Genomic DNA, 26053 nt, shown 5'->3' with positions numbered 1-26053 from the left:
AGGAAGCGGGCATGATCCCTCTCTCGGGACCTTGCGGGACCTGTTGGGATCTTGCTCAAAACCGCAAGGACCAAGCTGAATTCCTAAAGCATGCCACGCAAAACTGTGCAGCGATTTTGCGAGACATGCGCAAAAACAAAGGCCTAAAAGCGCAAGGAGCCAATCTGAAAGATCGCGACGCGTTTTAACTGCGACGGTAGTCGCTGGGGGAGACGCCGGCCTCCCGGCGGAAAATCTGAGCAAAATGGCTGGGGCTCGAATACCCCACGGACATGCCGATCTCGATGATGCTGGTGCTGGTTTCCTGCAGAAGTTGCTGGGCTTTGGCTATGCGTTGGCGAATGAAGTAATGGGATGGGGAAAGGCCGGTGGCTTTCTTGAAGAGGCGGCTGAAGTGAAAAGCGCTCATGCCGGCCGTTTGCGCCAGACGTGCGAGATCAAACGGCTCTTGAAGGTTGGCTTCCATGAATGCGATGGCCCGCCGTAGCTTGGCGCCCGGGAGGGCATTTGACGGCCGTGTCTCTGCATCAAATGTTGCATATTGTCGAATAAGATGAACAGCGAGCGTCTGCGCCAATCCCTGCACGAAGAGCCGACTTCCCTGCCCTTCTGCCGTCAGTTCAGCATGGATCAGTTCCAGCATGGTGGAAAGATGCTGGTCGCGGCCGCCAGATACGTCGCGCAGGCGCATGGCGCTGGCAGCCTTGCCGAGAACCCCTTCCGCCACCCGGTCGAACAACGGAACGGAGAGATAGAGATGCATTACCTGGAAAGGTTCGTCTCCCTCGGCATGCCAGCGCATTTCGTATGGCGTGGGCGACCGCGTCAGAAAAAAGTCCCCAACTTTGACTGTATTGGCCTCCCACTCCCCGCCCAGATCGCGTTCCTCGACACATGCTTGGCCTGAGATCACCCAAACAACGAGAGGCTCGGCGACTGCCGGAACAAGAAAGGGGTGTTGCACCTTCAGGCGGGAAAACACCTGCACGAATATGTCGGTCCAGGCTGGGCCATCCCCGCTGACGAGTGTTCTGCCGGCAATATATGTTTCGAGCCCGGTCGGTGACGTTCGAAGCGGAACCGGCGATGTTTGCTCTCGACTCTCAACCGTCATTGCTGCTCCGTTTGGATGGCGACTGCACATCGGCATGATACGATGGCAACTGTTCGGGAGGGACACAACTCATCGCGCTGCCTGACGAGGAAAAACATAGCTCCAACGCCGCCGACGGTCGCGGTTCGATTACAGGTGCGCCGTCATACAAAGAAGGCGGCATCCCTTCGGATACCGCCCTGCCGATCGAAGAATAATGCTGTAAGCCATCACCTTGAGTGAGATAGCTTACGCTACGTTCAGTACGCTCTCCGGCGCGAAAGCTTCGTAACCCAGTGCGTCGGCGACCGGCTTGCTGGTGATGCGGCCCTTGTGGACGTTGAGACCATTCCTCAGATGCTTGTCTTCGGCGATGGCGCGCAGGCCGCGATCGGCAAGCGCCAGACCATGAACCAGCGTGGCATTGTTCAGCGCATGCGCCGAGGTGACCGGCACGGCGCCCGGCATGTTGGCGACGCAATAATGCACGACGCCGTCAACCTCATAGGTCGGATCGGAATGGGTCGTCGCATGCGAGGTCTCGAAGCAGCCGCCCTGGTCGATGGCGACATCGACAATGACGGAGCCCTTCTTCATGCCGGAAAGCATTTCCCGGGTGACGAGCTTCGGAGCAGCAGCGCCGGGGATCAGCACCGCGCCGATAATCAGGTCGGCCGAAAAGACTTCCTCCTCCAGCGCCTGGATGCTGGAATAACGGGTGTGGATGCGGCCGGAAAAGATATCGTCGAGCTGGCGTAGGCGCGGCAGCGACTTGTCGAGGATGCTGACATCGGCGCCGAGACCGGCGGCCATCCGGGCCGCATGCAGGCCGACGACGCCGCCGCCGATCACCGCGACCTTGGCCGGCAGCACGCCGGGTACGCCGCCGAGCAGGACGCCGAGGCCGCCGTTGGCTTTCTGCAGCGCGGTCGCTCCTGCCTGGATCGACAGGCGTCCTGCCACTTCCGACATCGGCGCCAGCAGCGGCAGGCCGCCGCGCTCGTCGGTCACCGTCTCATAGGCAATCGCGGTCACCCCGGAGGCGATCAGACCCTTGGTCTGTTCGGGATCCGGCGCCAGATGCAGATAGGTGTAGAGAAGCTGACCGTCGCGGAGTTGCGCCCATTCAGAGGGCTGCGGCTCCTTCACCTTGACGATCATGTCGCACTTTTCGAAGATATCTTTAGCAGAGGCGGCGATCTTGGCGCCAGCCGCGGCATAGGCGGCATCATCGGCGCCGATGCCGGTGCCCGCCTTGGTCTCGACCCAGACTTCGTGCCCGTGGGCGACATATTCGCGCACCGAAGCCGGCGTCAGGCCGACGCGATATTCATGATTCTTGATTTCCTTCGGGCAACCGACACGCATTGGCGTTCCTCTCATGTCACTCCGCAGTCGCGGATCTCCTCAGACGATGAATCCAATCATCAAGGCCGCGAAATGTCCTTGCAAAGACGATTTGCACAAATGCATTTTTTCGGCGATTATTGTGCAATGCCCCTCTTTCTTCGAAGGTTCTTCGAATGGCCGATCTCGACACCATCGATCTTGCGATTCTGAAGGTGCTGCAGGCCGATGCCCGCATCACCAATGCCGAGCTTGCCGAAAGGATCGGACTGTCGCCTTCGGCCTGTTCACGCCGGCTCGACATCTTGGAAAGAAGCGGCGTCATCGACGGCTACCATGCCCGCCTTTCGCACAAGGCGCTCGACTACAAGATGATCGCCATCGTGCATATCTCGCTCTCCGGCCAGTTCGCCAAGACGCTGGCCGAATTCGAGGCGGCGGTGAAGCTCTGCCCCAACGTGCTCGTCTGCTACCTGATGTCGGGCGAATACGATTATATCCTGCGCGTCGCCGCGCGCGATCTCGAGGATTATGAGCGCATCCACCGCGACTGGCTGTCTGCCCTGCCCCACGTCGTCAAGATCAATTCCAGTTTCGCGCTCAGAGAAATCATCGACAGGCCGAATGTCGGCCTTTGAGGCCTTGCATATTCATTGAAAGCCTGCCCAGACTTTCGGTGCGCGCGGGCGTTTCCCGCTCAACGGCATGTCATGACATCGAAGACCCACGGCTATATTTTCGCCCTGCTGGCAATCACCATCTTCTCCTTGCAGGACGCGATCTCGAAACATCTGGCATCGACCTATCCGCCGATCTTCGTGACGATGATCCGCTACTGGGCTTTCGCGCTCTTCACGATCATTCTCGCCTCGAAGATGCGCGGCGGTCTCAAGGCGACGGCCCGCACCAAGCGGCCTTTCCTGCAGGTGACGCGCGGCGTTCTGCTTGCGATTCAGGTGGTTCTCGCCATCACCTGTTTTGCCATGATCGGCCTTGCCCGTTCACAGGCGATCTTTTCCGCGACGCCGATCCTGATCGCGCTGCTGGCAATGCCGATCCTCGGCGAGCGGGTCGGGTGGCGGCGGTGGGCGGCGATCGGCGCCGGACTGTTCGGGGTGTTGCTGATCCTGAAGCCGGAAGGCGAATTTTTCGACCTCAAGCTGCTTCTGGCCGTCATTTCCTGCTTCAACTTCGCCTTCTATGTCATCGCCACCCGCCTGGTCAGCCGCGACGATTCGTCGATGACCAGCTTCTTCTATACCGGCGTCGTCGGCGGCGTCACGATGACGCTGGTCGGACCATTCTACTGGAGCTGGATGTCGCCGGGCGACTGGGGCTGGATGGCGCTCGTCTGTATGACCAGCATCTCCAGCCATTATTTCCTCATTCGCGCCTACGATATTCTCGATGCTGCCGCCGTCCAGCCGCTGACCTATCTGTCACTTGTCTACGCCTCGATCATCGGCATGGTGATCTATGACGAAACGCTCAGCATCAACATGATCGTCGGCTCGGCGATCGTGGTCGCCGCCGGCATCTTCACGGTCTGGCGCGAACATGTAGTGGGACGCAGAGCCGCCGCGGCAAACTGACGGTTTCACTGCAATTTTAGCCAAGCCCCTAAAACCATTTCAATTTTCGGGCGCTATGCTCCCTCGCTGTAGAAGGGAGACAGTATGACTCGTAATTTGAAAATCACGGCCCGAAAGGCCGACCGGAAAAGCTGCCGCGTTTTCGGCAATGTCAAATATCTGAACAGCCAGGTGGATGCCCGCATTCTCAACCTGTCGGTAACCGGCGCCGCCCTGGAGATGAAAGGGCCGTTCCATGCCGCCTCCGGCAGCAAGGTGCGGATCGAGGCCGAAAACCTCGGGCTGCTCGAAGGCGTCATCCGCTGGAAGCACAACGGCCGCGTCGGCATCCAGTTCGACGTGAACTCTAATGCGCGGGCACAGGTGTCCTCCTATTTCCGATTCTTCCATAAAGAAGTCCGGCCGGTACTGGCGACCCGCCCGTTGACCATATCAGGCGCCAATGGCGATCGGACGCCTCACTTGGCGGCATCGACACTGAAATCGTAAGGCTGCACCGCCTTTGCCCCGAAGGAGCGGCTAAGATCGTTCCAGTAGCTGCGGTTGACGTTGACGTCGAGGGTGACCGCCCCTTGCGTCTACGACAGCCTGACGCCTCCGAAGTCGATGGCGGCGCTCTTGGCGTTGACGGCGGAGCAGGATCGATCCTGCCGATGATCCGTCCCCGATGAAATTTCAGCCGGACCACTGCACCATAAATTGTATTTCGGAGCCACGCTGCTTTCCCGGCGGATTGTTTTGACGTCCTGTCATTTTCGCAGTGTACTCCACGGCAAATCGTCCTAATTCTGACGGGCCGGACGATGCATGATCCTTGAAGGAGAGTTTCCATGTCTTCTATTTTCGATGTTGGCGTAATGAGCCGCCGTTCCCTGCTCGGCGGCCTCGCCGCCACTTCCGCCCTGGTGCTGCTGCACCCCTTCAGCGCGCGGGCCAGCGCCAACCAGGCGCATCTGAGGCTGATGGAAACGACGGATATTCACGTCAACGTCTTCCCCTATGACTATTATGCCGACAAGCCGAACGACACGATGGGTCTTGCCCGCACCGGGACGATCATCGACGGCATCCGCGCCGAGGCCGTCAACTCGCTGCTGATCGACAATGGCGACGTGCTGCAGGGCAATCCGATGGGCGACTACATGGCCTATCAGCACGGCATGAAGGAGGGCGACGTCCATCCGGTGATCAAGGCGATGAACACGCTCGGCTATACGGTGGCAACGCTCGGGAATCACGAGTTCAACTACGGCCTCGACTTCATGTTCAAGGTACTCTCGGGCGCGAACTTCCCCTTCGTCTGCGCCAACCTGACCAAGGGCCAGCTTGCCTCGGACCCGAAGCAGGACGACCTCTTCTTCAAGCCCTACGTCGTCTTGGAAAAACAGATCAAGGACGGCGCCGGTAATGAGAGCCCGGTCAAGATCGGCTTCATCGGCTTCGTCCCGCCGCAGATCATGCTCTGGGACATCAAGAACCTCGAAGGCAAGGCGCAAACGCGCGATATCGTCGAGGCCGCCAAGGCCTGGGTTCCCGCCATGAAGGAGGCCGGCGCCGATATCGTCATCGCACTCTCCCATTCCGGCATCGACGGCAGCGCACCGTCCGAAAAGATGGAAAACGCCTCACTGCATCTGGCGGCCGTCGACAGGATCGACGCCATCTTCACCGGTCACCAGCATCTCGTCTTCCCCGGCCCGAAGAGCTGGGACGGCATCGCCAATGCCGATCCGGTCAAGGGCACCCTGCATGGCAAGCCCACCGTGATGGCCGGCTTCTGGGGCTCGCATCTCGGCCTGATCGACCTGCTGCTCGAAAAGGACGGCAATAGCTGGAAGATCGTCGATTTCACCGCGGAAGCCCGGCCGATCTATCATCGCGACGACAAGAAGAAGGTGGTGGCCGATTACGCAGACAAGAAGGAAGTGGTCGAGGCCGCCAAGGCCGAGCACGAGGCGACCCTTGCCTATGTCCGCACCCCGGTCGGCAAGACGTCCGCACCGCTCTACTCCTACTTCGCGCTGGTCGCCGACGACCCTTCGGTGCAGGTCGTCTCACAGGCGCAGACCTGGTACATCAGGCAGATGCTCGCCGATACCGCTTTCAAGGACCTGCCGGTGCTTTCGGCGGCGGCTCCCTTCAAGGCCGGCGGGCGTGGCGGCGCCGACTACTATACCGACGTTCCAGCCGGCAATATCGCCATCAAGAACGTCGCCGATCTCTATCTCTACCCGAACACGGTGCAGGCTGTCGCCATCACCGGCGCACAGGTGAAGAACTGGCTCGAAATGTCGGCCGGCATGTTCAATCACATCGAAGCGGGCTCGAAGGACGCGCCGCTGCTCAACAGCGACTTCCCGTCCTATAATTTCGACGTGATCGACGGGGTCACCTACCAGATCGACCTGTCGCAGCCGCCGAAATATGATTCATCCGGCAAGGCGATCAATCCGGACGCCAACCGCATCCAGAACCTCGCCTTCGATGGCAAGCCGATCGATCCGGCCCAAAAGTTCGTCGTCGTCTCGAACAATTACCGCGCCGGCGGCGGCGGCAATTTCCCGGAGATCACCGCAGACAAGGTGATCTTCCAGGCGCCGGATACCAACCGCGACGTCATCGTCCGCTATATCCATGACCAGGGCACGATCAATCCGTCGGCCGACGCAAACTGGACCTTCAAACCGCTTCCCGGTACGACCGCGACCTTCGAAAGTGGCCCGAAGGCGAAGCAGTTCCTCGGCGAGGTAAAGAGCGTCAAGATCGAGGATGCCGGCGAAGGCGCCGACGGTTTCTCCAAGTTCAGGCTGGTTCTCTAGAGCGCCGTGCGTCCTTTCGGACGCACAAAGGACGCTCTAACACCTTGAATCTACGCATCGAAGGATATGTAGACGAAGGCGCGGCACCCGCGCCTTCATCATTCTGCCGCGAGCGGTGCCGCGGGTTCCTGGAGTTCGGCCATCTGCGCATGGAAATCGGCCTGGCTCGGGCAATGGGAAAGCCGCGAGCGGAACGCATCAATCATCCAGGTGGCGGCAGGTCCGGGCGGGTTGGCGAGCTGGCGCACCGAATATATCGGATACTCCCCCTGTTCATAGGCATCCAGATCGAGATGGACGAGCGTGCCGCTCACCAGATCGTCATGGATCAGGGAAGCCGGGAGGCCGCCCCAGCCAAGACCGGCTTTGATGAGCTGGTGCTTCGTTGCAATATCGCTGACGCGCCAGGTCTTGTAGGACAGAACGTTGAAATCGCGGCCCTTCGTCCGGCCCGACGCATCGGTAACGACGAGCTGCACTTCCTCACGCACATCGCCCAGCGTCAGCGGCCGGCCAATCCCAGCCAGCGGGTGGTTGCGCGCGGCAACCGGCAACATGAAGGAATGACCGATCCGCTCCGTAACGATCGAATCGTCCTGCTTGACGACTGCGCCGCCAATGCCGATCGTCGCCTTGCCGCTGAGGACGAGATCCATGACCATTCCGAGCTCGCCGACATTGAGGTTCAACGAAACGGTGGGAAACATCTCGCGGAATTCGCGCAATACATCCACCATGGCCCGTGACGGCACCATGACGCTGATGGCGACGGACACCTCCGCTTCGAGCCCTTCCCTCAGGCTCTTGACCCGCGCCCGCATGACCTGCAGGTCGCCCAGAATGCGCCGCGCATCCTCCAGCATCGCCTTGCCCGCTTCCGTCAGCTTCGGCTGGCGCGCACCGGAGCGCTCGAAAAGCGGCACTTCAAGCTGCGCCTCCAGATTGGCGATCGTATAGCTCACCACCGATTGCGCCCGGTTCAGCGCCCGCGAAGCGGCCGAGAAGCTGCCGGTTTCGGCAACGGTCAGAAACACCTGCAATTGGTCCAGCGTTGGGTTCGGCAGCATCTTCCATCCATTCCATCGATAGTTTCGATCGACATTATCCCCGTTTTTTCGATAGCAGGCCAGACCTATTTTCCTGATCGAGACTGCGGCTCATCTCCCAGCAACGGGCCGTCAAATTCAATTCGAAAGGAAATGCACCATGTCGTCCATCCTTCTTCTGACGTCCAGCCCGCGTGCCGAATCGCTCTCGACGCCGATCGCCGTCGATCTCGCCGAAAAGCTGAAGAGCCAGAACCCGGGCAGCGTCGTCGTCCGCCGTGACCTGGCCACCAACCCGCTGCCGCATATCGATGACCTCTTTACCGGCGCGATCCGCAAGCCGGCAGAAGCCCGTACCGCCGAAGAAATCGCAGCCATCAAAACCTCCGACGAACTCGTCAACGAGTTGTTTGCCGCCGACACGATCGTCATCAGCACCGGCCTGATCAACTTCAACATCTATTCGTCGCTGAAGACCTGGATCGACAACGTCGCCCGCGCCGGCGTGACCTTCAAGTACACGGAAAGCGGCCCGGTCGGCCTCCTGACCGGTAAGAAGGTTTATGTGGTACTGGCTTCCGGTGGGGTCTATTCGCAGGGACCGGCTGCTCCGCTGAACCATGCCGTTCCGTACCTGAAGTCGGTTCTCGGCTTCCTCGGCATCACCGATGTCGAGACCATCTATGTCGAAGGCCTGGCCTTCGGACCGGAAGCTGCCGAAAAAGCCATCGGCGCCGCCAAGTCGCGCGTCCAGGAAATCGCCTTAGCCGCCTGATCGGCGCCTAAAACGCTCCATGGAACGGCCGGCTCTCGCCGGCCGTTCGTCATTTGTCGATATCGGCGACAAAATCCCGGACGGTCGCCAGGATTTCGGCCGAGAGTTCTTCATCGGATGAAATCCTGGCAAGGCCAACGCCGCCGGCCATCATCGCGAAGGCCATGATCGCCTTGCGCCGCCGTTCTCTATCGTCCGCTCCCGCAGCCTTGCCCGCCAATGACGCGAAATTACGCCGGAGCCCGTCCGTCGCGATCCCCCGCGCCTTCTCGCCGCTGCGGGATATGTCGGAGGTCAGCGCGGCAAAAGGGCAGCCCTCACCCGGATTGTCACGGTGATAGGCGCTGACATAACGATCGGCGACATCGGCGGCCGTCATCTCCGCCGGGTTGATGCCTTCGGCCTCCAGCTTGCGTCCCCATGAATCGAAAGCGGACTGGATCGCCTCGGCGACCAAATCGTCGCGGGAGGCGAAATGCTTGTAGAAGCCGCCGACGGTCAGTCCGGCTTCCTTCATCAGGTCGGCGACGCCGATACCGTCAAGCCCCTCCTCGCGCAGCCGCTTCGACGCGGTCTCGACAATCTTCTCGTGCGTCTTCTGTTTCTCCAGCTGCGAACGGCCCATCCGAAATCTCTCCAGTACTGCTTCTTGACTCATATGGATTACTATCGTAATCCTGATAGATAACGATCATAATCTAGATCGTTGCCAATTCCAAGAGGAGCATGAATCATGCGTCTAAGAAACAAGATCGCCCTGATCACCGGCGGAAACAGCGGCATCGGTCTTGCGACCGCCCGAGTCTTCATCGATGAGGGCGCCAGGGTCGTCATCACCGGCCGCAACCCGGAAACGCTCGCCGCTGCCGAAAAGGCGCTCGGGGCCGGCGTGCTGGCGCTGAAGGTCGATGTCACCGATGCCGCCGCCACCGAAAAGGCCTTTGCGGAAGCCGCCGGAAAGGTCGGCAAGTTCGACATCGTCTTCGCCAATGCCGGCATCGGCGGCGCGACGCCACTTGGTGACACCTCGCCGGAGCAGTTCAACCAGATCATCAGCACCAATCTGACGGCGGTTTTCTTCACGGTGCAATCGGCCCTGCCGCATCTCAATGACGGCGCTTCGGTGATCCTCAATGGTTCGGTGCATGCCGTGCTCGGCGCTCCCGGCTGGTCGGCCTATGCGGCGACCAAGGCGGCGGTCCGGGCGATGACGCGCAATATGGCGTCCGAACTTGCGCCGCGCGGCATCCGCGTCAATCAGGTAACGCCAGGCGGCACGAAGACGCCGATCTGGTCGCCGATGGCCCAGACGGAAGATGCAATGTCGGCGCTCGAGGCCCGCATCGGCGGCATGAGCCCGCTCGGCCGCATGAGCGAAGCCGACGAAATCGCCAAGGCGGCGCTCTATCTGGCTTCGGATGATTCGGCCAACGTCACCGGCATCGAGATCACCGTCGATGGCGGCATGACGAGCGCCCCCTCCGGCGCCAAGATTTTTCGCGCCGCCTGAACCTGCCGGGCCGGGCAAGTGACCTTGCCCGGCCCCGCCGTCAATCTCCTCGCCGACCCGGTCCGCCGTCCTCGAGCGCTGCTATTTTCTCCTGAGGACGCTTGCTTCGTTTGCGCCTGTCGCGCGCTGGGCAATACGAAACAGGACAAGTGCGAAATTCAGGACGGCAAGCATGAGCACGACGTACAGCATGGTCTGCACGCCGGAGGAAACGATCAGATTGCCGGCGATCAGCGGAAAGCCGAAGACGCCGATGATATAGGCCAGCGAGAACAACAGAAGTGATTGCGGCATAAGGCCGGCGGGAGCCTCATTGGCAGCCAGGCCGTTGATGACGGAATAGGTCAGCCCATAGCCCAGACCCAGCATCGCTGCGCCTCCGAGATAGGCAAGCTGACTTGATATCAGCATCAGGAACAGCAGGATCGATGCCAGCGTCAGGCTGGTCAGGATCAAGAGCGAATAGAGCGGGTCCTTCTTGACCACATAGCCCGCCACGAACAGCCGGCTCAGAATCGCGGCGGACATGAAGCCGATGAAGAACAGGGAGTAGTCGAACCCGTGCGCCTTGGCGTAGCTGGTCTGAAAGCTGGACAGCCCGCCGAACATCGCACCGCCGATGCCGACCATGACGATGGAATAGATGGCCGGCGAAGCAATCACCTCCCGCGTCGCGCCAAACGAGATCTTGTTGACATGCGGCAAGATCTTGCCGGCCTTGGTCAGCCTGATGTGGAGCAAAAAGTAAAGCGCACCGCCGGCGAGACTGGAGAGGAAGGCAAATACGAAGGCTGTCTCGATCGGCATCGACCAGCCGGTGGCAATGCGGCCAATGATCGGTCCAGCGCCGATGCCCGACATCATCGATCCCGAAAGCAGGGCAAAAAACCTGATGCGGTGCACGGGCTCGACGATCGCGGCGACCAGAATGGGTCCGAGCGTATAAAACGCGCCCCAACCGATGCCGAGGATGAAACCGACAATCATCAGGCTCAATCCCGCCGATGGGATGATGGCGAATCCCAGCGCCGATGCCGCAAGAAACAGTCCCGAAACAGCCACCGCCCGCGCCGAGCCGATGGCATCCGCGATGTGGCCGGAGAGGATCACCATAATGACGGTGCTGACAGTGGCGGCCGAAATGATCAGACCGGCCAGCGCCTCGTCGCCGCCACGCTGACCCACCAGCACCGGGATCAGAAAGGTCACGCCATAAGCGATCGAAAGAAGAAACCCTCCGATACACAAAACGGCGAACTCGCCGCCATCGACTTTCTTCCGTGCCATTGAATCACTCATGTCTCCACGCCCTTCGCAGGAAAACTCATCCGGGATATTGCGGCAATGGAGATCACGTTTGGATTTTACGAACAAGCCGTTTTTATGTTTCCACTAACATATTGAAAATACTGAAATCCAATGACAAATGTTGCGGTTGGAGCAACATCCTCAACATCGAGTTCAGTCAAGTGGGAAGAGTTTCAAAATTAAGGCCAGCCGGACTAATTGAGTTTCACCACGCCTGAGCGGCCGACGACGCAGTTGCGGCCGCTCTTCTTCGCCGCGTAGAGCCTGCCGTCGGCAGCCGTCAGCACGGCGGTGAAATCGACGCCGTCCTCATCGGCGGTCGCAACGCCGATACTGACGGTGACCGGCCTGTCATCCGGCGTCTTGACGCTGGTCGCGATCGTCCAACGGAGGCGCTCGGCGAGCCGCAGCCCCTCCTCGTGGTCAGTGCCTGGGCAGACGGCAACGAATTCCTCGCCGCCGAAGCGGAAGACGCGGTCGCTGGACCGCAGCGTCGTGCCCAATCGGGCGGCGATCGCCTTCAGCACTTCGTCGCCCTGGAGATGGCCGTAGCCGTCATTGACATCCTTGAAGTGATCGGCATCGAGAATGAGGACGGTGGCGAACAGGCCTTGCTTCAGCGCCTCGCGCAGCATCAGCGGCGCTTCCATCTCCATGCGCGTCCGATCGTAGACGCCGGTGAGCATATCGCGGCCGGTGCGCTCCAGAAGATCGTTGTAGCGCTCGCGGAATGTCAGGTCGCCGAACACGTCGCTGATCGAGCGTGCAGACACGGCCGCCCGACCGCGGCGAATGTAATACTCATAGATGGCGAACATCGCCGCATAGAGGCAGACGGCAAACATCTTTGCCTTCCAGCCGCCCCAGAAGGCGGCGATCGGCACTCCCAAGAAATAATGCAGCGCGGAAAAGAAGCCGATCTGGTCGAAAGTCAGCAGCACGAAGCCTGAAATCAGGAAGCGCAGGACGACGCGGCGGCGGAAGAAGTCGCCGAGTTTTTCGTACAGCAGGATGATGCCGAGCGAATCGACATAGAGCAGCGCCGTGCCCCAGACCATCAGCCAGCCCATCTCCTTGAGGAAATCGACGTCGGGGGTGTGGTCCGGCGACATCTGCAGGGGCTGGTGCAGCTGGAGCACCCCGGCGATGCCGACGGTGAGCAGGTTACCGAGGAACAGGCCATAGATCGGCTGGCGCACCGTCGCGGCATCCTCCTGCAGATAAAGCATCAGGATCATCATCAGCTTGCCGGAGAAGAAGACGGATGAACCCGGCGATACGTCCCCGAACGGCAGCGAGACGTAGAAGACCGCCGCCAGATAGGTCTCCATGAAATGCATGACGCCGAGCGCCGTCAGGAAAACCCCGAGACCGAGCCGATGACGGAAATGCAGAAGCGTCACCATCAGCGCGAAATAGGCGATGGCTTCGACGACGAAGAGAAGGAGGTTGAGTGTCTCCATCACGATAGCTCGGCTCCGGACATCCGCCCTCGGTCTCCTGCCGGCGCGGCGATCGCGACAGCGAATCCTTTGGTCGATCGTCGGAAAAAGTCAAACACGAGGGCGTCCTGCAAATCCTGCAGGAGATACCTTTCACCCCAATCCTTTAAGATTGCGTGAGTGAGATCGCGTTCGCCGGCGGGGGCCCGGGGTCACCCGATTGATAAACAAGAACAATTGCGGGCCGGCATCGCGTGCTGATCCGGCGGATCCCGATTTCAGACCTGACGAATCTTTTCGCCGTCACCAAAGAGTGACGAACCATGCTGATCGATGATCTGATGCGCCTTGCGCACCGTGCATTCGATCGCGTCGTCGGAGGAAGAAAACAGATCGGCGCGAATGAAATTGCGCACCAGCACCTCGTCGCCGACCTTCTTTTCAATGCGGCCGGCAAGGCGATACTGGCTGCCTTCCCTGCGCGGCTCGGCATAGATCGTGCAATCGCCGTAAAGCTGGGGCTCGCCGGAAGGGCCTGCCGCTTCCGTGGCCGGTTTGCCGCCGCCGGAGAACATCGAAAAGATATTTGAAATGAACGAAGCCATGCTCCGCCTTTAGCACGACGGCATCGCTGTCGCCAAGTCAAATGATCAGGTTGGCGAGGATCTCGTTTTCGGTGATATCCTCGTAACCCATGCCGGCAGCTTCGAAATTTCCGATCAGCCGGGCGAAATTCTCAGGCGCCTTGGTTTCGATGCCGATCAGGATCGAGCCGAAGTTGCGTGCCGATTTCTTCAGATATTCGAACCGGGCGATATCGTCGTCGGGACCGAGCAGATTGAGGAAATCCCTGAGCGCGCCGGGGCGCTGGGCGAGCCGCAGGATGAAGTATTTCTTCAGCCCCGCGTAACGCATGGCTCTTTCCTTTACGTCAGGCAGACGCTCGAAATCGAAATTGCCGCCGGAGACGACGGCAACGACGGTCTTGCCACGGATCGTTTGGCCGTCCATCGCGGCGATCGCCGTCAGCGACAGGGCGCCGGCCGGTTCCAGCACGACGCCTTCGACATTCAGCATCTCCTGAATGGTGACGCAGATGGCGTTCTCCGGCATCAGATGCACTTGGCTTGCCGGGAAATGGCGAAGGGCGGCGAAATTCAGGTCGCCGATGCGGGCGACGGCGGCGCCATCGACGAAATTGTCGACCTTGGCCAGTGTCGTCACCTTGCCCGCCTCGATGCTGCGCCTGAGGCTCGGCGCGCCGGCGGGTTCAGTGAAGACGAAGGCCGATTTCGGCACGGTGCCGTCGAGATAACCGGTGATGCCGGCGGCAAGTCCGCCGCCGCCGACCGGCAGGACGACCATGTCGGGCACGGTTCCTTCCGGCAGCTGCTGCATGATTTCGGCGGCGACCGTCGCCTGGCCCTCGATGATGTCCTCATGGTCGAAGGGCGGCACCATGACGCCGCCGACCGCCTCGACATGTTCGCGGGCGGCCTGGTAGCACTGGTCGAAGAAGTCGCCGAACAGCCGGATGGTGATGAATTCGGCGCCGAACATGCGGGTCTTGTCGATCTTCTGCTGCGGTGTCGTCACCGGCATGAAGACGACGCCCGGCACCCCGAAATGGCGGCAGACGAAGGCAAAGCCCTGGGCATGATTGCCGGCCGAGGCGCAGACGAAAGTCTTGCCGGCCGCACCCTGCCCGATCGCCTTGCGGAAGAAATTGAAGGCGCCGCGGATCTTGTAGGAGCGCACCGGCGACAGGTCCTCGCGCTTCAGCCAGATGTCGGCCCCGTAGCGGGCCGACAGATGGTCGTTCAGCTGCAGTGGCGTTGCCGGAAACAGGCTGCGCATTGCCTCTTCGGCGCTTTCGACATCAAGTCTCGTCACGGGCGTGATCCATTCTCATGATTGCAGCGCCGCTATGGCACAGGCCGGCCGGCAATAGAAAGCCCGCTTCGACCATTTGCAGTTCGCTCCTGGGAAGCTTTTCTTAAGCCAATCGCAAAATCAGCGGCACATGAACTGATTTTAACTGTCAATGAAAAGGCCAGCCACTAATATGAAGCCATGATCACATTCAAACTCGCAAAACCGCTCGCCTGGCTGCTGCTCGCCTTCATCCTCGTCGTCACGATTTCACCGATCGGGCTGAGGCCGGATACAGTGACGACGGTCAATACCGATCGCGCAAGCGCCTATGTTCTCCTCGGCCTTGCCTTTGCGCTCGCCTATCCGAAACAGTGGAAATTGGTGGCGGTGCTGCTGATCGCCGGTGCGGTTGGCATCGAATATTTGCAGTACTTCTCGCCGACGCGGCATCCGCGCCTGCATGACGCGGGTATCAAGGCCATGGGTGCCGCCGTCGGGCTGCTCGCCGGCTGGGTGATCAACAGGCGGCGCGACACGAAAGCGCCCAACGCGCTTCCCCTAGCGGAACGCTGATTGTCCCAGCTTAGAAAGCGCGCAACTGCACTGCCCAAAAGAACAGTGGTATTGCAGCCATCGCAGTTCCCAGAACAAGTGCGACACTGGTCTTGAAGATTCGGATGCGCCGAACCCTCGCCCCACTCCAATCGTAAACCATCGTCTTACTCCCACAAGACAACACTTACTCAACCGCCGCGGCGCAATCCTTGCACCGAAAATGTCATTGTCAAGCAACAACGCGCTTTTACGCACAAAATACAGGCATATTCAAACAGGATTGTGAAGATGGTGCGGGCGACGGGGGTCGAACCCGTACAGCCAAGGCCGAGGGATTTTAAGTCCCTTGCGTCTACCAGTTTCGCCACGCCCGCTTGCTGCGTTTTCAATATCTTGCGTCATTGGCGATGGGAAGAGCCGCGAGGCGTAAAATTGTGCTCGTTTTGTCGGCTGCGCCAACGAAAACGGATAAGGCGCGGCGAGCCTCACGCCCGCCGCACCCTTCATCATGTCAGTATCAACGCTCAGGCGAGCTTGGCGGCCAGCTTGGCAACATGGGCGCCCTGGTATTTCGCGCCTTCCAGCTCGATCTCGGAGGGCTGGCGCGAGCCATCGCCGTTGGTGATGGTGGACGCGCCGTAGGGCGAGCCGCCCTTGACTTCCTCGGTGCCCATCTGGCCCTGGAAGGCATAGGGAAGGCCGGCAACGACCATGCCCTGGTGCAGGAAGGTCGGGATGAAGCCGAGGATGGTCGATTCCTGGCCGCCATGCTGGGTGGCCGAAGAGGTGAAGACCGAACCAATCTTGCCGACGAGCTTGCCGGCGAACCAGAGGCCGCCCGTCTGATCCCAGAAATTGCGCATCTGCGAGGCGACCGTGCCGAAGCGGGTGCCGGCACCGACGATGATCGCGTCATAATCCGCCAGTTCGTCGACGGTGGCGATCGGAGCGGCCTGATCGACCTTGTAATAGGAAGCCTTGGCGACCTCTTCCGGAACCAGTTCCGGAACGCGCTTGACGGTGACCTCGGCACCGGCCGACTTCGCGCCTTCGGCGACGGCATAGGCCATGGTTTCGATATGGCCGTAAGCCGAATAATAAAGGACGAGAACCTTCGCCATCTTCTATCTTTCTTGAAACATCGGGTTGAATTTCGTGACCGGAGGATGTCTATCAGCCCGCCTGCTTGAACAAAGCCCCGGCCTGAAGAACTCAGTGTTCAACTGATGTAGACGAAAATTCACTTGCCTTTTCATTTCAGCAAAATGGACGCAGATGCTGCCGTCCGATAACCGCTTGCACTTGCGGCATAATGCTCCGGCTGTTTGCAAAGAGATCGAACGGCGCTACCTATTCACCAGCTTCACATTACGGAACATCCCATGAGCCAAGACATCGTCGTCACCGCCGCCATGCTCGCCATCGGCGACGAACTTCTTTCCGGCCGCACCAAGGACAAAAATATTGGCCATCTCGCCGATCTGCTCACGCTTTCCGGCATCGACCTCAAGGAGGTGCGCATCGTCGCCGACGACGAGGAGGCGATCGTCGAGGCGCTAAATGCGCTTCGCGGCAAATATGATTACGTCTTCACTTCGGGCGGCATCGGGCCGACGCATGACGACATCACCGCCGACGCCATCTCCAAGGCTTTCGGCCTGCCCTGCGAATACGACGAAACGGCGATGACGCTGCTGGCCGAAATGTATCGGCGCCGCGAGATGGAATTCACCGAAGCCCGCCAGCGCATGGCGCGCATGCCGCGCGGGGCCGTGCATATCGCCAATCCCGTCTCGACGGCGCCTGGCTTCATCATCGGCAATGTCCATGTCATGGCCGGCGTCCCGCAGGTCTTCCAGGCAATGGTCGACAATGTGCTGCCGGCGCTTCGGACCGGCACGCCGGTGCTGTCGCTCGCCATCGCCTGCCCTTACGGCGAAGGTGAAATCGGCACGCCCTTGACCGCGATCCAGAAAGCGCATCCGGAAACCAGCATCGGCTCCTACCCGCGCTATATCGGCCAGAAATTCTCGACCGAGATCGTCGTGCGCGGCCGCTCGCAGGCAGTGATCGATGCGGCCGGCGCCGAGGTGCAGGCGATGATCGAAGCCATCCGCCGGAGGAAGGACATCACAGAAAACCATTCTGCCGAGGCTTGAAGGAAACGCCGGAACGGGGGTCATCCTTGATCCCTGTCAAGGAACAGCAGAAGGGGCCGGTGCATTCCTTCCCTCGCGCACGCCATTTCAGCGCAAGGAGAATTGATATGTCTTACAAAACCATTCTCGCCATACTCGATACATCCGATAATAGTGCTGCGGTTGCCGATTTCGCCTTTGCCATCGCCGCTGAAAGCGGTGCCCATGTGATCGGCCTGCATGCCGAAATCATCTCCGCCGTGCCGCTGGTGGCGCCGATGGAAATCCCCGATCCCGTCGCCGTGCAGGCGCTGCAGGACATGGCGCATAGCGAAACGCTCGCGGTTGAGCGCATCTTCCGGGCAAAAGCGGCTGCGACAGGCGCCTCCTACGAGTGGCGCAGCTTTGCGACCTCAACCGGCTACGGCTCCGCGCCGCTGATCGAAAGTGCACGCAGCGCCGACCTTCTGATCGCCTCGCAGGCCGATCCGGCCAAACCTTCCGACAGCCAAGTCGACGTCGACAGCTTCCTTTTCGAAACCGGCCGGCCGGTGCTGATGATCCCCTATATCATCCGCCAGCCGAAGCCGATCAAACGCGTGCTGATCGCCTGGAACGGCTCGAAGGAGGTGGCGCGCGCGACCTTCGACGCGTTGCCGATCCTCAAAGCCGCCGAGGAGGTGGAGATCTTTTCGGTCGATCCGGCCGACACGGCGCTGCAATCGCCGCTCACCGCCGGCGCCGAGATTGCCGCCACACTCGCCCGTCATGGCGTGAAGACGACGCTTTCGACGGCCCAAAGTGTGGACAAGAACGCGTCGCATGTCATCGAGAACCGGCTTTCGGACAGCAGCATCGATCTTCTCGTCATGGGCGCCTATACGCATTCCTGGCTCTGGCAGATGATCTTCGGCGGCACGACGAAGAGCTTGCTGCAATCGATGACGGCGCTGACCCTGTTGTCGCGATGATCCTCTTGCCGCAATCATTGCTGCTCTTGCGTTTTGCCGGCAAATCCCGCTAATTGCAGCGACCGATGAGAGCTTCGAGCCTCGGCCACAACTCGCGCAGTGCAGCTCGCGATCTCGCGCAGCTGCAGCTCGCGATTTCGCGCAGTTTCGGCTACGCGATTTCTCGTTTTGCCGATCGCCGTTCCAAGCCCATCTGGTCGCCGGCAAACGGCGTATCGTTTTTCATGCCGCGGAGCAGCCCGAATGTCCCTTCCCGATAAAGCCTTTCCCGTTTCCTGGGATCAGTTCCACCGCGATGCACGCGCCCTTGCCTGGCGGCTAGCCGGCCTCAATCAGGCGTTCAAGGCGATCGTCTGCATCACCCGCGGCGGCCTCGTTCCGGCGGCGATCATCTCACGCGAGCTGAACATCCGGCTGATCGAGACCGTCTGCGTCGCCTCCTATCATGATTATGTCAACCAGGGCGACATGGTGCTGCTCAAGGGGATCGCGCCCGAACTTCAGGAAAATGGCGGCGAAGGCGTGCTCGTCGTCGACGACCTGACGGATACCGGCAAGACCGCCGCCCAGGTGCGCGCCATGCTGCCGAGGGCGCATTTTGCTTGCGTCTATGCCAAGCCGAAGGGCGTGCCGACGGTCGACACCTTCGTCACCGAGGTGAGCCAGGACACCTGGATCTACTTCCCCTGGGACATGGGCTTCACCTATCAGGAGCCGATCGCCAAAGGCGCAGGCTGATCGCCACCGATCACAGCGCGCGGCCTTCGTATTTACCACTTGAAATTGTTCCAGTTTTTGTCTGCGGGGTTTCCTGAATCCGCTATCGGGAGCAGCACATCTATTTTATCGTGTTCGCATAAACTCGACAGCTGCGAATCGCATCAAATTGCGCTTAAAGCGTGCAGCAAACGATGTGATATAGGGAAACAAGATGGCGCGGTGGGGGCGTAGAGCAGCGGTTGTGACCGTCGGGCTGGCGGCATGTCTGTTTTCCCTCACGCCTGTCCGCGCCGAGCCTGCCTATATCCCCCTTGTGCGCGACTATGTCGAGAAGCAGATCCGGCCAATGGTGGAAACGCCATTGGTGCTGAAGGCCATTGCCGAGCAGAACGCGGAGTTCGGCAACGTCAGCGAAATGGATATGCGGGTGCTCGATGACACTTACCGATCTGAGGTCGATCAGCATCACCTGCATATGGTCAAGCTGCTGCTCGACAGATCCGTGTCGCATTACCTGAAAGCCAGGCAGGACGCCTCGCAGGGAGCGATCGTCGAATTTTTCGTCACCGATAGTCATGGACTGAATGTCGGGCAGAGCATCATTACCGCCGACTACTGGCAGGGCGACGAAGAGAAATATCTCAGAACCTTCGCCAACGGCTCGCGAGAGGTCTTCATCGACCGGGCCGAGCGCAACGAATCCACTCAGATACTCGAGACGCAGGCGAGCTTCGTGGTCATGGACGAAGAGAACAGGCCGATCGGCGTGGCCACCGTTACCATCGCCATCGACGCGCTTTAAGACCGCTCGTTTTCTCGCCGAATCGCCATGCGCATTTGCGCCGGAAATGCCATCACAAGATTTGCCGCAGGGCGCTTTTTTATCGTTCCGGCCTTTTCCTTAGCCGGCAACGCCTGCAAGCCATTGTAATTTCAGCGCTCCCCGGCTTTCCCCAATCTCCACAGGCGCATCCACAACATGTTGTGGTTAGCAATCAATTAAAAGCCAGCCCTTGACGGAATCAGCTGTTTCAAACTTTACTGTTTTCGATGTTGCGGCGGCGACAGGACCGGAGGTAACGAGCCCGGTTCCCTTTTGAAAATCAGGACGCAGAATCAGGGTGATGCGCCGGGAGCGGTTCAGACCCGACAGGTTCTCTGCGCGGTTTTCAGCCTCCAAAAAAAGTGACGTCGGGACTGGCGATAATAAGCTGTTAATACTATATTTAGCGTTTGCAGCCACCATCACCACAAGATACAGGAAGGACATCTCCGGATGACACCCCTGTCACGATACGGAAACGAGGCTGGCTGCACGACGACAAAGTGCCGCCGGATAGGAATTTTGCGCCCCGGTCGCTGGGGATCGGGCGCCAACACGAGGTCAAGACCATGCGCATCGAACGTCGTTTCACGAAGGCCGGCCAAGGCGCCTATGCGGATATCGAATTCCGCAAGGCGACGAGCGAGATCAAGAACCCCGACGGTTCGATCGTGTTCCGCCTCGAGAATATCGACGTTCCCGCGCAGTTCTCCCAGGTCGCGACCGACGTTCTGGCGCAGAAGTATTTCCGCAAGGCTGGCGTCCCCACCCGCCTGAAGAAGGTCGAGGAAAACGACGTTCCCTCCTTCCTGTGGCGCTCCGTTCCCGACGATGCTGCGCTGAAGACCCTGCCGAAGGATGAGCAGACCGGCTCCGAAATCGATGCGCGCCAGGTTTTCGACCGTCTTGCCGGCACCTGGACCTATTGGGGCTGGAAGGGCGGCTATTTCTCCTCCGAGGAAGACGCCGCGGCCTTCAAGGACGAGCTTGCCTATATGCTCGCCACCCAGCGCGTCGCCCCGAACTCTCCGCAATGGTTCAACACCGGCCTGCACTGGGCCTACGGCATCGACGGCCCAGGCCAGGGCCATTTCTATGTCGATCCCTTCACCGGCAAGCTGACCAAGTCCAAGTCGGCCTACGAACATCCGCAGCCGCATGCCTGCTTCATCCAGTCGGTCGAGGACGATCTCGTCAACGAAGGCGGCATCATGGACCTCTGGGTGCGTGAAGCGCGCCTGTTCAAATACGGCTCCGGCACGGGCTCCAACTTCTCCATGCTGCGCGGCGAAGGCGAAAAGCTTTCCGGCGGCGGCCGCTCCTCCGGTCTGATGAGCTTCCTGAAGATCGGCGACCGCGCCGCCGGCGCCATCAAATCGGGCGGCACGACGCGCCGCGCCGCCAAGATGGTGGTCGTCGATATCGACCATCCCGACATCGAGGAATACATCAACTGGAAGGTCAAGGAAGAGCAGAAGGTCGCGGCCCTGGTCACCGGCTCGAAGGTCGTCGCCAAGCATCTGAAGGCGATCATGAAGGCCTGCTTCAATTGTGAAGGCGGCGACAACGGCGATTGCTTCGACCCGGCCAAGAACCCTGCCCTAAAGCGCGAAATCCGCGCTGCCAAGAAGGACCAGGTTCCGGAGAACTACGTCCAGCGCGTCATCCAGTTCGCCCGCCAGGGCTATAAGGATCTCCAGTTCAAGACCTACGACACGGATTGGGATTCGGAAGCCTACCTCACGGTATCGGGCCAGAACTCCAACAACTCCGTCTCGATCAAGGACGACTTCCTGCGCGCCGTCGAGAATGATGGCGATTGGAACCTGACCGCCCGCAAGGATGGCAGGGTGATGAAGACGCTGAAGGCGCGCGATCTCTGGGAAACGATTTCCTACGCTGCCTGGGCCTCGGCAGATCCGGGCATCCACTTCAACACGACGATGAACGACTGGCACACTTCGCCGGCCGGCGGCCCGATCCGCGGCTCGAACCCGTGCTCGGAATATATGTTCCTCGACGACACGGCCTGCAACCTTGCCTCGCTGAACCTGCTGCAGTTCAAGGACAAGGCCACCAAGCGCATCAACATTGCCGATTACGAACATGCAGTTCGCCTGTGGACCGTTGTGCTCGAAGTCTCGGTGATGATGGCGCAGTTCCCGTCGAAGCGCATTGCCGAACTCTCCTACGAATACCGCACGCTCGGTCTCGGCTACGCCAATATCGGCGGCCTGCTGATGTCGTCGGGCATTCCCTACGACTCCACCGAGGCCCGCGCCATTGCCGGTTCGCTGACTGCGATCATGACCGGCGTCTGCTATGCGACGTCGGCCGAAATGGCTGCCGAACTCGGGCCCTTCCCGAACTTCGCGCCAAACCGCGAGAGCATGCTGCGGGTCATCCGCAACCATCGCCGCGCCGCCCATGGCGAAACATCGGGCTATGAGGCCCTGTCGATCAACCCGGTCGCGCTGATCCATTCGGAAAACCCGGACCAGGATCTCGTCGCCCATGCCAAATCGGCCTGGGACAAGGCGCTCGAGCTCGGCGAACAGCATGGCTATCGCAATGCCCAGGTCTCGGTCATCGCGCCCACCGGCACGATCGGTCTCGTCATGGATTGCGACACCACCGGCATCGAGCCCGACTTCGCCCTCGTCAAGTTCAAGAAGCTCGCCGGCGGCGGCTACTTCAAGATCATCAACCGCGCCGTGCCCGAAGCGCTGCGCACGCTCGGCTATTCGGAGAGCCAGCTCGCCGAGATCGAGGCCTATGCCGTCGGCCACGGCAACCTGAACCAGGCGCCGGCGATCAACCCCTCGACGCTGAAGACCAAGGGCTTCACCGACGAGAAGGTGGAAGCCGTCAACGCCGCGCTGAAGAGCGCCTTCGACATCAAGTTCGTCTTCAACCAGTGGACGCTCGGCGCCGACTTCCTGAGGGACACGCTGAAGGTTTCCGACGAACAACTGTCCGACATGAGCTTCAGCCTGCTCGACCATATCGGCTTCTCGAAGAAGGACATCGAAGCCGCCAACATCCATGTCTGCGGTGCGATGACGCTGGAAGGCGCGCCCTTCCTCAAGAATGAGCATCTGCCGGTCTTCGATTGCGCCAATCCCTGCGGCAAGATCGGCAAGCGCTACCTCTCTGTGGAAAGCCACATCCGCATGATGGCGGCGGCCCAGCCGTTCATCTCGGGTGCGATTTCCAAGACGATCAACATGCCGAACGAGGCGACCGTCGAGGATTGCAAGAACGCCTACCTGCTCTCCTGGAAGCTCGGCCTCAAGGCCAACGCGCTCTATCGCGACGGCTCGAAGCTGTCGCAGCCGCTCAATGCCTCGCTGATCGAAGACGAGGATGACGAGGATGCGCTGGAGGAACTGCTGCAGGCGCCGGTCGCCGCCCAGGCCGTCACCATCACCGAGAAGATCATCGAGCGGGTGATCGAACGCGTTTCGCGCGAACGCGAGAAGCTGCCGAACCGCCGCCAGGGCTACACCCAGAAGGCCGCCGTCGGCGGACACAAGGTCTATCTCCGCACCGGCGAGTTCGGCGACGGCCGCCTCGGCGAGATCTTCATCGACATGCACAAGGAAGGCGCTGCCTTCCGCGCGATGATGAACAATTTCGCCATCGCCATCTCGCTCGGCCTGCAATATGGCGTGCCGCTCGAGGAATATGTCGAGGCCTTCACCTTCACGAAGTTCGAGCCGGCCGGCATGGTCATCGGCAATGACGCGATCAAGAACGCCACGTCGATCCTCGACTACGTCTTCCGCGAACTTGCCGTCTCCTATCTCGGCCGCCACGACTTGGCGCATGTTGATACGTCCGACTTCTCCAACACCGCGCTCGGCAAGGGCATCCAGGAGGGCAAGACCAACCTGCTCTCCACCGGCTGGACCCGCGGCTACAAGCCGACCCTGGTCTCCGGCACCGGCGGCGAACGCCAGGCAGCGGCCGAGCCCAAGGGTGCGGCGACTGCCGCCCCTGCCCGCGCTGCTTCCACCGGTACCGTGACTGCCTTTGCCGGCAGTGCCGCCCGCAAGCTGGAGCCGACGGTCGCCATCTCCACCTCCGAAATCGTCGCCTTCAAGCGCGACTATGAGGAGCGCGCCAAGGAACTGGCGGAAGAGATTGCCGAAGAGGTGATCGACGAAATCACCAGCGACGCAACCGCCCTCTTCTCCGACAAGGCGGCGGCCGACGCGGCCACGGCGAAATCCGAAGCCAAGAAGCGGGAGGCCGAACGCCGCCAACGCTCGATCATGCAGGGCTATACCGGCAACATGTGCTCGGAGTGCCAGAACTTCACGATGGTGCGGAATGGGACCTGCGAGAAGTGCGACACGTGTGGTGCTACGAGCGGGTGCAGCTGAGTGGGCGCTTGTTGTCTAGCGCGCCCCGTTGAAAGGCGTCCGACACAAACTGATCGATAGTCAAAAGCCGCCGACAGTCAGCTGCCGGCGGCTTTTTATTTGGCCGAGACGATCGCCACTCGTTTGAAGCTCGAGATAGACGCCGTGGTCTTCTTGCCTTCTACTCCGCGCTCGCCGCAGCCGACGGTGAAACCGCCTCGTACTTAATCTCAATACCTACGGGAGTTGGCATCGCATTTGTGCCATTGCATATCCATTCCGGCTTCATCCTCATGGCCATAGCACCAGTCGACGCGATTGAGCAGCGGACTGATCTGCTTGCGCCGTTTGCAGGCCCGCTCCGTCTCGATGCCGTAGCGATCGGTGCTGCCGCGGCAGATGTCGTCCAGTCCTATCCACTGCTGGATCAACCGATCCGGCGCTTTGGCTCCTTTGTCCGTGGCGATCACCTTTCCGGTCTCGGACTCGATCTGCAGGGAGGCGGTGTTCCACACGAAAGAGAATTCCGCCATCCCGGAGGTTGTCCTACCCGTTTCTCGGTTTCGAGCAAACCACTCGACAATTCCCGACATTTCGCATTTTCCAGCGCAGCTGGCGGTCACGGAGCCGGGTTTGACGCTGTATATGCGTTCTGGCCAGCGTTGGGCGAAGGCTGCCTTGTCTTTCAAGACGACGTCTTTGTCGACCACGGTCCCGAAGAAGGAAACCTGATCGGCATAGACGCTCTTCATGAAATCAAGCGCAGAAGCGCTGTCTTTCGACCATTCGTCATTGTAACGGTTGACGAAATCAACCGCCTCCGTGGTCAGGTCGCCGGGTGCGGCTGCGGTGGCCTCCTCGGAAGCGCTTGGGTCTGATGGCGTGACGGCGGGTGTGGCGCTCACCTGTGGCGCAGCGCCCGGCGGTGGCGGCTCGCCCGCCGATGGCGAGGACATGTCCTCGGGCGTGATGATATTCCAGTCTCGCATTTCCGCAGCGGTGAGATACCTTATATCGGTGCTGTCAATCGACAGGCTGAGCTGCAGCAGATTGGGGCTCACCCCCATGTCGGTCAAATATCCGATGATCTCGCCGGTCAGCGATTGAACAGACGAGACTGCCAAATTGCTGTCCATGGCGGCATCTTCGGATAGGGAAACCCGATGCACGCCGATGGACCCCGGCTCGGCAAATCTTTGAACGCCACCGACGAAGGCGAAGGCGCAAGCCGATGCGCATTCCACGGCTCTGAGCTGGATCGTTCGCGCATTCAACGCGCGGATGGTGCGGCCGAACTCGATCGCGACGATCACGTTTCCACCGGGCGAGTCAAAGGTAATATAGGCCGGCTGGAACTGCTTGTACTCGTCGACAAGCGCCTTCGGATCGTCGGAGATTTCGAACGCGCCCTTTATCGCAAGGCCGCGCTTGCCCGGCGCGCCGTCGAGACGTTCATAGGAATTGCCGCATGCGTCTCTTGCGCCAGGGCGGCGAAAGCCAGCAGCATCGATATGAACGACACGGATTTCCGTATTCTTCTCCAGCCTTCGAGCACGTGTATTTCTCCCGTCGTCACTCGCAGCATATCTTGCTCACGTATGTATTGCCGGGGGTGATCATCAAATCCCATCAGCGTTCAATGCGATCAAACCCGTGTCCATTACGAGTTTGA

The 26053-nt window shown here is 60.4% G+C and carries 22 protein-coding genes, 1 tRNA gene and 1 pseudogene; 12 read left to right on the top strand and 12 right to left on the bottom strand.

All coding sequences use genetic code 11. The features are described from left to right. Positions 1–184 precede the first annotated feature (184 nt). Positions 185–1114: a helix-turn-helix domain-containing protein gene (locus tag EEQ99_RS23500; protein WP_028757382.1), complete on the bottom strand. Its 930-nt coding sequence runs from the start codon at positions 1112–1114 to the stop codon at positions 185–187. Positions 1115–1342: 228 nt separating this feature from the next. After that, positions 1343–2461: an alanine dehydrogenase gene (ald, locus tag EEQ99_RS23495; RefSeq protein ID WP_028757383.1), complete on the bottom strand. Its 1119-nt coding sequence runs from the start codon at positions 2459–2461 to the stop codon at positions 1343–1345. 155 nt (positions 2462–2616) lie between these two features. Here ald and EEQ99_RS23490 point away from each other — a divergent pair, with 155 nt between their 5' ends. The 4 genes from EEQ99_RS23490 (at position 2617) to EEQ99_RS23475 (ending at position 6851) form a co-directional block, all read left to right on the top strand. Further along, complete coding sequence (locus EEQ99_RS23490; RefSeq protein ID WP_028757384.1) at positions 2617–3078, top strand: Lrp/AsnC family transcriptional regulator; 462 nt, start codon at positions 2617–2619, stop codon at positions 3076–3078. Positions 3079–3150: 72 nt separating this feature from the next. After that, positions 3151–4032 carry a DMT family transporter gene (locus EEQ99_RS23485; RefSeq protein ID WP_029867983.1) on the top strand — a complete coding sequence of 294 codons (882 nt, stop codon included), beginning with the start codon at positions 3151–3153 and terminating at the stop codon, positions 4030–4032. 84 nt (positions 4033–4116) lie between these two features. Beyond that, positions 4117–4521 carry a PilZ domain-containing protein gene (locus tag EEQ99_RS23480; protein ID WP_029867982.1) on the top strand — a complete coding sequence of 135 codons (405 nt, stop codon included), beginning with the start codon at positions 4117–4119 and terminating at the stop codon, positions 4519–4521. A 341-nt stretch (positions 4522–4862) separates the two neighbouring features. Further along, on the top strand, positions 4863–6851 hold the full coding sequence (locus EEQ99_RS23475) for a bifunctional 2',3'-cyclic-nucleotide 2'-phosphodiesterase/3'-nucleotidase (protein ID WP_127431169.1): 1989 nt from the start codon (positions 4863–4865) through the stop codon (positions 6849–6851). A gap of 98 nt (positions 6852–6949) precedes the next feature. Here the strand turns inward: EEQ99_RS23475 and EEQ99_RS23470 are convergent, their stop codons facing one another. Beyond that, a complete protein-coding gene (locus EEQ99_RS23470; RefSeq protein WP_029867980.1) occupies positions 6950–7918 on the bottom strand; it encodes a LysR family transcriptional regulator in 969 nt (322 codons plus the stop codon). Between the two features lie 139 nt (positions 7919–8057). Here EEQ99_RS23470 and EEQ99_RS23465 point away from each other — a divergent pair, with 139 nt between their 5' ends. Next, positions 8058–8672 (top strand): FMN-dependent NADH-azoreductase, encoded by a 615-nt coding sequence (locus tag EEQ99_RS23465; RefSeq protein ID WP_029867979.1) that lies wholly within the window; start codon positions 8058–8060, stop codon positions 8670–8672. Positions 8673–8721: 49 nt separating this feature from the next. Here EEQ99_RS23465 and EEQ99_RS23460 read toward each other — a convergent pair whose 3' ends face one another. Further along, on the bottom strand, positions 8722–9297 hold the full coding sequence (locus tag EEQ99_RS23460) for a TetR/AcrR family transcriptional regulator (protein WP_029867978.1): 576 nt from the start codon (positions 9295–9297) through the stop codon (positions 8722–8724). A gap of 108 nt (positions 9298–9405) precedes the next feature. Here EEQ99_RS23460 and EEQ99_RS23455 point away from each other — a divergent pair, with 108 nt between their 5' ends. Next, complete coding sequence (locus EEQ99_RS23455; protein ID WP_029867977.1) at positions 9406–10182, top strand: SDR family oxidoreductase; 777 nt, start codon at positions 9406–9408, stop codon at positions 10180–10182. Between the two features lie 81 nt (positions 10183–10263). Here EEQ99_RS23455 and EEQ99_RS23450 read toward each other — a convergent pair whose 3' ends face one another. The 4 genes from EEQ99_RS23450 to ilvA form a co-directional block, all read right to left on the bottom strand. Beyond that, the gene (locus EEQ99_RS23450) at positions 10264–11481 is read right to left on the bottom strand and encodes an MFS transporter (RefSeq protein ID WP_029867976.1); all 1218 of its coding nucleotides are present in this window, start codon (positions 11479–11481) and stop codon (positions 10264–10266) included. Between the two features lie 203 nt (positions 11482–11684). Then, complete coding sequence (locus tag EEQ99_RS23445) at positions 11685–12956, bottom strand: GGDEF domain-containing protein (protein WP_049813629.1); 1272 nt, start codon at positions 12954–12956, stop codon at positions 11685–11687. Positions 12957–13210: 254 nt separating this feature from the next. After that, positions 13211–13537 carry an HlyU family transcriptional regulator gene (locus EEQ99_RS23440; RefSeq protein WP_029867973.1) on the bottom strand — a complete coding sequence of 109 codons (327 nt, stop codon included), beginning with the start codon at positions 13535–13537 and terminating at the stop codon, positions 13211–13213. A gap of 37 nt (positions 13538–13574) precedes the next feature. Continuing rightward, positions 13575–14825, bottom strand: a complete 1251-nt coding sequence (gene ilvA, locus EEQ99_RS23435) for a threonine ammonia-lyase (RefSeq protein WP_029867972.1) — start codon at positions 14823–14825, stop codon at positions 13575–13577. Between the two features lie 180 nt (positions 14826–15005). Between ilvA and EEQ99_RS23430 the strand changes: the two genes are divergently transcribed. Next, on the top strand, positions 15006–15380 hold the full coding sequence (locus tag EEQ99_RS23430) for a VanZ family protein (protein ID WP_029867971.1): 375 nt from the start codon (positions 15006–15008) through the stop codon (positions 15378–15380). Between the two features lie 271 nt (positions 15381–15651). On the opposite strand, the gene EEQ99_RS23425 is transcribed toward EEQ99_RS23430, so the two are convergent. After that, positions 15652–15736, bottom strand: a tRNA-Leu gene (locus EEQ99_RS23425). A 150-nt stretch (positions 15737–15886) separates the two neighbouring features. Further along, complete coding sequence (wrbA, locus tag EEQ99_RS23420) at positions 15887–16483, bottom strand: NAD(P)H:quinone oxidoreductase type IV (protein WP_029867970.1); 597 nt, start codon at positions 16481–16483, stop codon at positions 15887–15889. 261 nt (positions 16484–16744) lie between these two features. Between wrbA and EEQ99_RS23415 the strand changes: the two genes are divergently transcribed. The 4 genes from EEQ99_RS23415 to EEQ99_RS23400 all read left to right on the top strand — a co-directional run bounded on the left by EEQ99_RS23415 (position 16745) and on the right by EEQ99_RS23400 (position 19993). Beyond that, a complete protein-coding gene (locus EEQ99_RS23415) occupies positions 16745–17521 on the top strand; it encodes a competence/damage-inducible protein A (RefSeq protein ID WP_029867969.1) in 777 nt (258 codons plus the stop codon). A 107-nt stretch (positions 17522–17628) separates the two neighbouring features. Further along, positions 17629–18471, top strand: a complete 843-nt coding sequence (locus tag EEQ99_RS23410; RefSeq protein ID WP_029867968.1) for a universal stress protein — start codon at positions 17629–17631, stop codon at positions 18469–18471. 243 nt (positions 18472–18714) lie between these two features. Next, positions 18715–19209: a xanthine phosphoribosyltransferase gene (gpt, locus tag EEQ99_RS23405; RefSeq protein WP_029867966.1), complete on the top strand. Its 495-nt coding sequence runs from the start codon at positions 18715–18717 to the stop codon at positions 19207–19209. A 193-nt stretch (positions 19210–19402) separates the two neighbouring features. Then, positions 19403–19993 carry a hypothetical protein gene (locus tag EEQ99_RS23400; protein WP_029867965.1) on the top strand — a complete coding sequence of 197 codons (591 nt, stop codon included), beginning with the start codon at positions 19403–19405 and terminating at the stop codon, positions 19991–19993. Positions 19994–20179: 186 nt separating this feature from the next. Here EEQ99_RS23400 and EEQ99_RS34695 read toward each other — a convergent pair whose 3' ends face one another. Continuing rightward, on the bottom strand, positions 20180–20461 hold the full coding sequence (locus EEQ99_RS34695; RefSeq protein ID WP_029867964.1) for a hypothetical protein: 282 nt from the start codon (positions 20459–20461) through the stop codon (positions 20180–20182). Positions 20462–20583: 122 nt separating this feature from the next. On the opposite strand from EEQ99_RS34695, the gene EEQ99_RS23395 reads away from it, so the two are divergent. Further along, positions 20584–24402 (top strand): vitamin B12-dependent ribonucleotide reductase, encoded by a 3819-nt coding sequence (locus EEQ99_RS23395; RefSeq protein WP_029867963.1) that lies wholly within the window; start codon positions 20584–20586, stop codon positions 24400–24402. Positions 24403–24611: 209 nt separating this feature from the next. Here EEQ99_RS23395 and EEQ99_RS23390 read toward each other — a convergent pair. Continuing rightward, positions 24612–25936 (bottom strand): annotated as a pseudogene (locus tag EEQ99_RS23390) (COG3904 family protein). Positions 25937–26053: the final 117 nt, after the last annotated feature.

Origin of the sequence: Rhizobium anhuiense, from assembly GCF_003985145.1 — a bacterium.
Taxonomy (GTDB): Bacteria; Pseudomonadota; Alphaproteobacteria; order Rhizobiales; family Rhizobiaceae; genus Rhizobium; species Rhizobium anhuiense.
This window is presented reverse-complemented; position numbering and strand designations above follow the sequence as displayed.

What these genes read in the sequence shown, in the direction of transcription:
- EEQ99_RS23500 (WP_028757382.1), bottom strand. Translation starts at nt 1,114, where the DNA reads ATGACGGTTGAGAGTCGAGAGCAAACATCGCCGGTTCCGCTTCGAACG.
- ald (WP_028757383.1), bottom strand. Translation starts at nt 2,461, where the DNA reads ATGCGTGTCGGTTGCCCGAAGGAAATCAAGAATCATGAATATCGCGTC.
- EEQ99_RS23490 (WP_028757384.1), top strand. Translation starts at nt 2,617, where the DNA reads ATGGCCGATCTCGACACCATCGATCTTGCGATTCTGAAGGTGCTGCAG.
- EEQ99_RS23485 (WP_029867983.1), top strand. Translation starts at nt 3,151, where the DNA reads ATGACATCGAAGACCCACGGCTATATTTTCGCCCTGCTGGCAATCACC.
- EEQ99_RS23480 (WP_029867982.1), top strand. Translation starts at nt 4,117, where the DNA reads ATGACTCGTAATTTGAAAATCACGGCCCGAAAGGCCGACCGGAAAAGC.
- EEQ99_RS23475 (WP_127431169.1), top strand. Translation starts at nt 4,863, where the DNA reads ATGTCTTCTATTTTCGATGTTGGCGTAATGAGCCGCCGTTCCCTGCTC.
- EEQ99_RS23470 (WP_029867980.1), bottom strand. Translation starts at nt 7,918, where the DNA reads ATGCTGCCGAACCCAACGCTGGACCAATTGCAGGTGTTTCTGACCGTT.
- EEQ99_RS23465 (WP_029867979.1), top strand. Translation starts at nt 8,058, where the DNA reads ATGTCGTCCATCCTTCTTCTGACGTCCAGCCCGCGTGCCGAATCGCTC.
- EEQ99_RS23460 (WP_029867978.1), bottom strand. Translation starts at nt 9,297, where the DNA reads ATGGGCCGTTCGCAGCTGGAGAAACAGAAGACGCACGAGAAGATTGTC.
- EEQ99_RS23455 (WP_029867977.1), top strand. Translation starts at nt 9,406, where the DNA reads ATGCGTCTAAGAAACAAGATCGCCCTGATCACCGGCGGAAACAGCGGC.
- EEQ99_RS23450 (WP_029867976.1), bottom strand. Translation starts at nt 11,481, where the DNA reads ATGAGTGATTCAATGGCACGGAAGAAAGTCGATGGCGGCGAGTTCGCC.
- EEQ99_RS23440 (WP_029867973.1), bottom strand. Translation starts at nt 13,537, where the DNA reads ATGGCTTCGTTCATTTCAAATATCTTTTCGATGTTCTCCGGCGGCGGC.
- EEQ99_RS23430 (WP_029867971.1), top strand. Translation starts at nt 15,006, where the DNA reads ATGATCACATTCAAACTCGCAAAACCGCTCGCCTGGCTGCTGCTCGCC.
- wrbA (WP_029867970.1), bottom strand. Translation starts at nt 16,483, where the DNA reads ATGGCGAAGGTTCTCGTCCTTTATTATTCGGCTTACGGCCATATCGAA.
- EEQ99_RS23415 (WP_029867969.1), top strand. Translation starts at nt 16,745, where the DNA reads ATGAGCCAAGACATCGTCGTCACCGCCGCCATGCTCGCCATCGGCGAC.
- EEQ99_RS23410 (WP_029867968.1), top strand. Translation starts at nt 17,629, where the DNA reads ATGTCTTACAAAACCATTCTCGCCATACTCGATACATCCGATAATAGT.
- gpt (WP_029867966.1), top strand. Translation starts at nt 18,715, where the DNA reads ATGTCCCTTCCCGATAAAGCCTTTCCCGTTTCCTGGGATCAGTTCCAC.
- EEQ99_RS23400 (WP_029867965.1), top strand. Translation starts at nt 19,403, where the DNA reads ATGGCGCGGTGGGGGCGTAGAGCAGCGGTTGTGACCGTCGGGCTGGCG.
- EEQ99_RS34695 (WP_029867964.1), bottom strand. Translation starts at nt 20,461, where the DNA reads ATGTCCTTCCTGTATCTTGTGGTGATGGTGGCTGCAAACGCTAAATAT.
- EEQ99_RS23395 (WP_029867963.1), top strand. Translation starts at nt 20,584, where the DNA reads ATGCGCATCGAACGTCGTTTCACGAAGGCCGGCCAAGGCGCCTATGCG.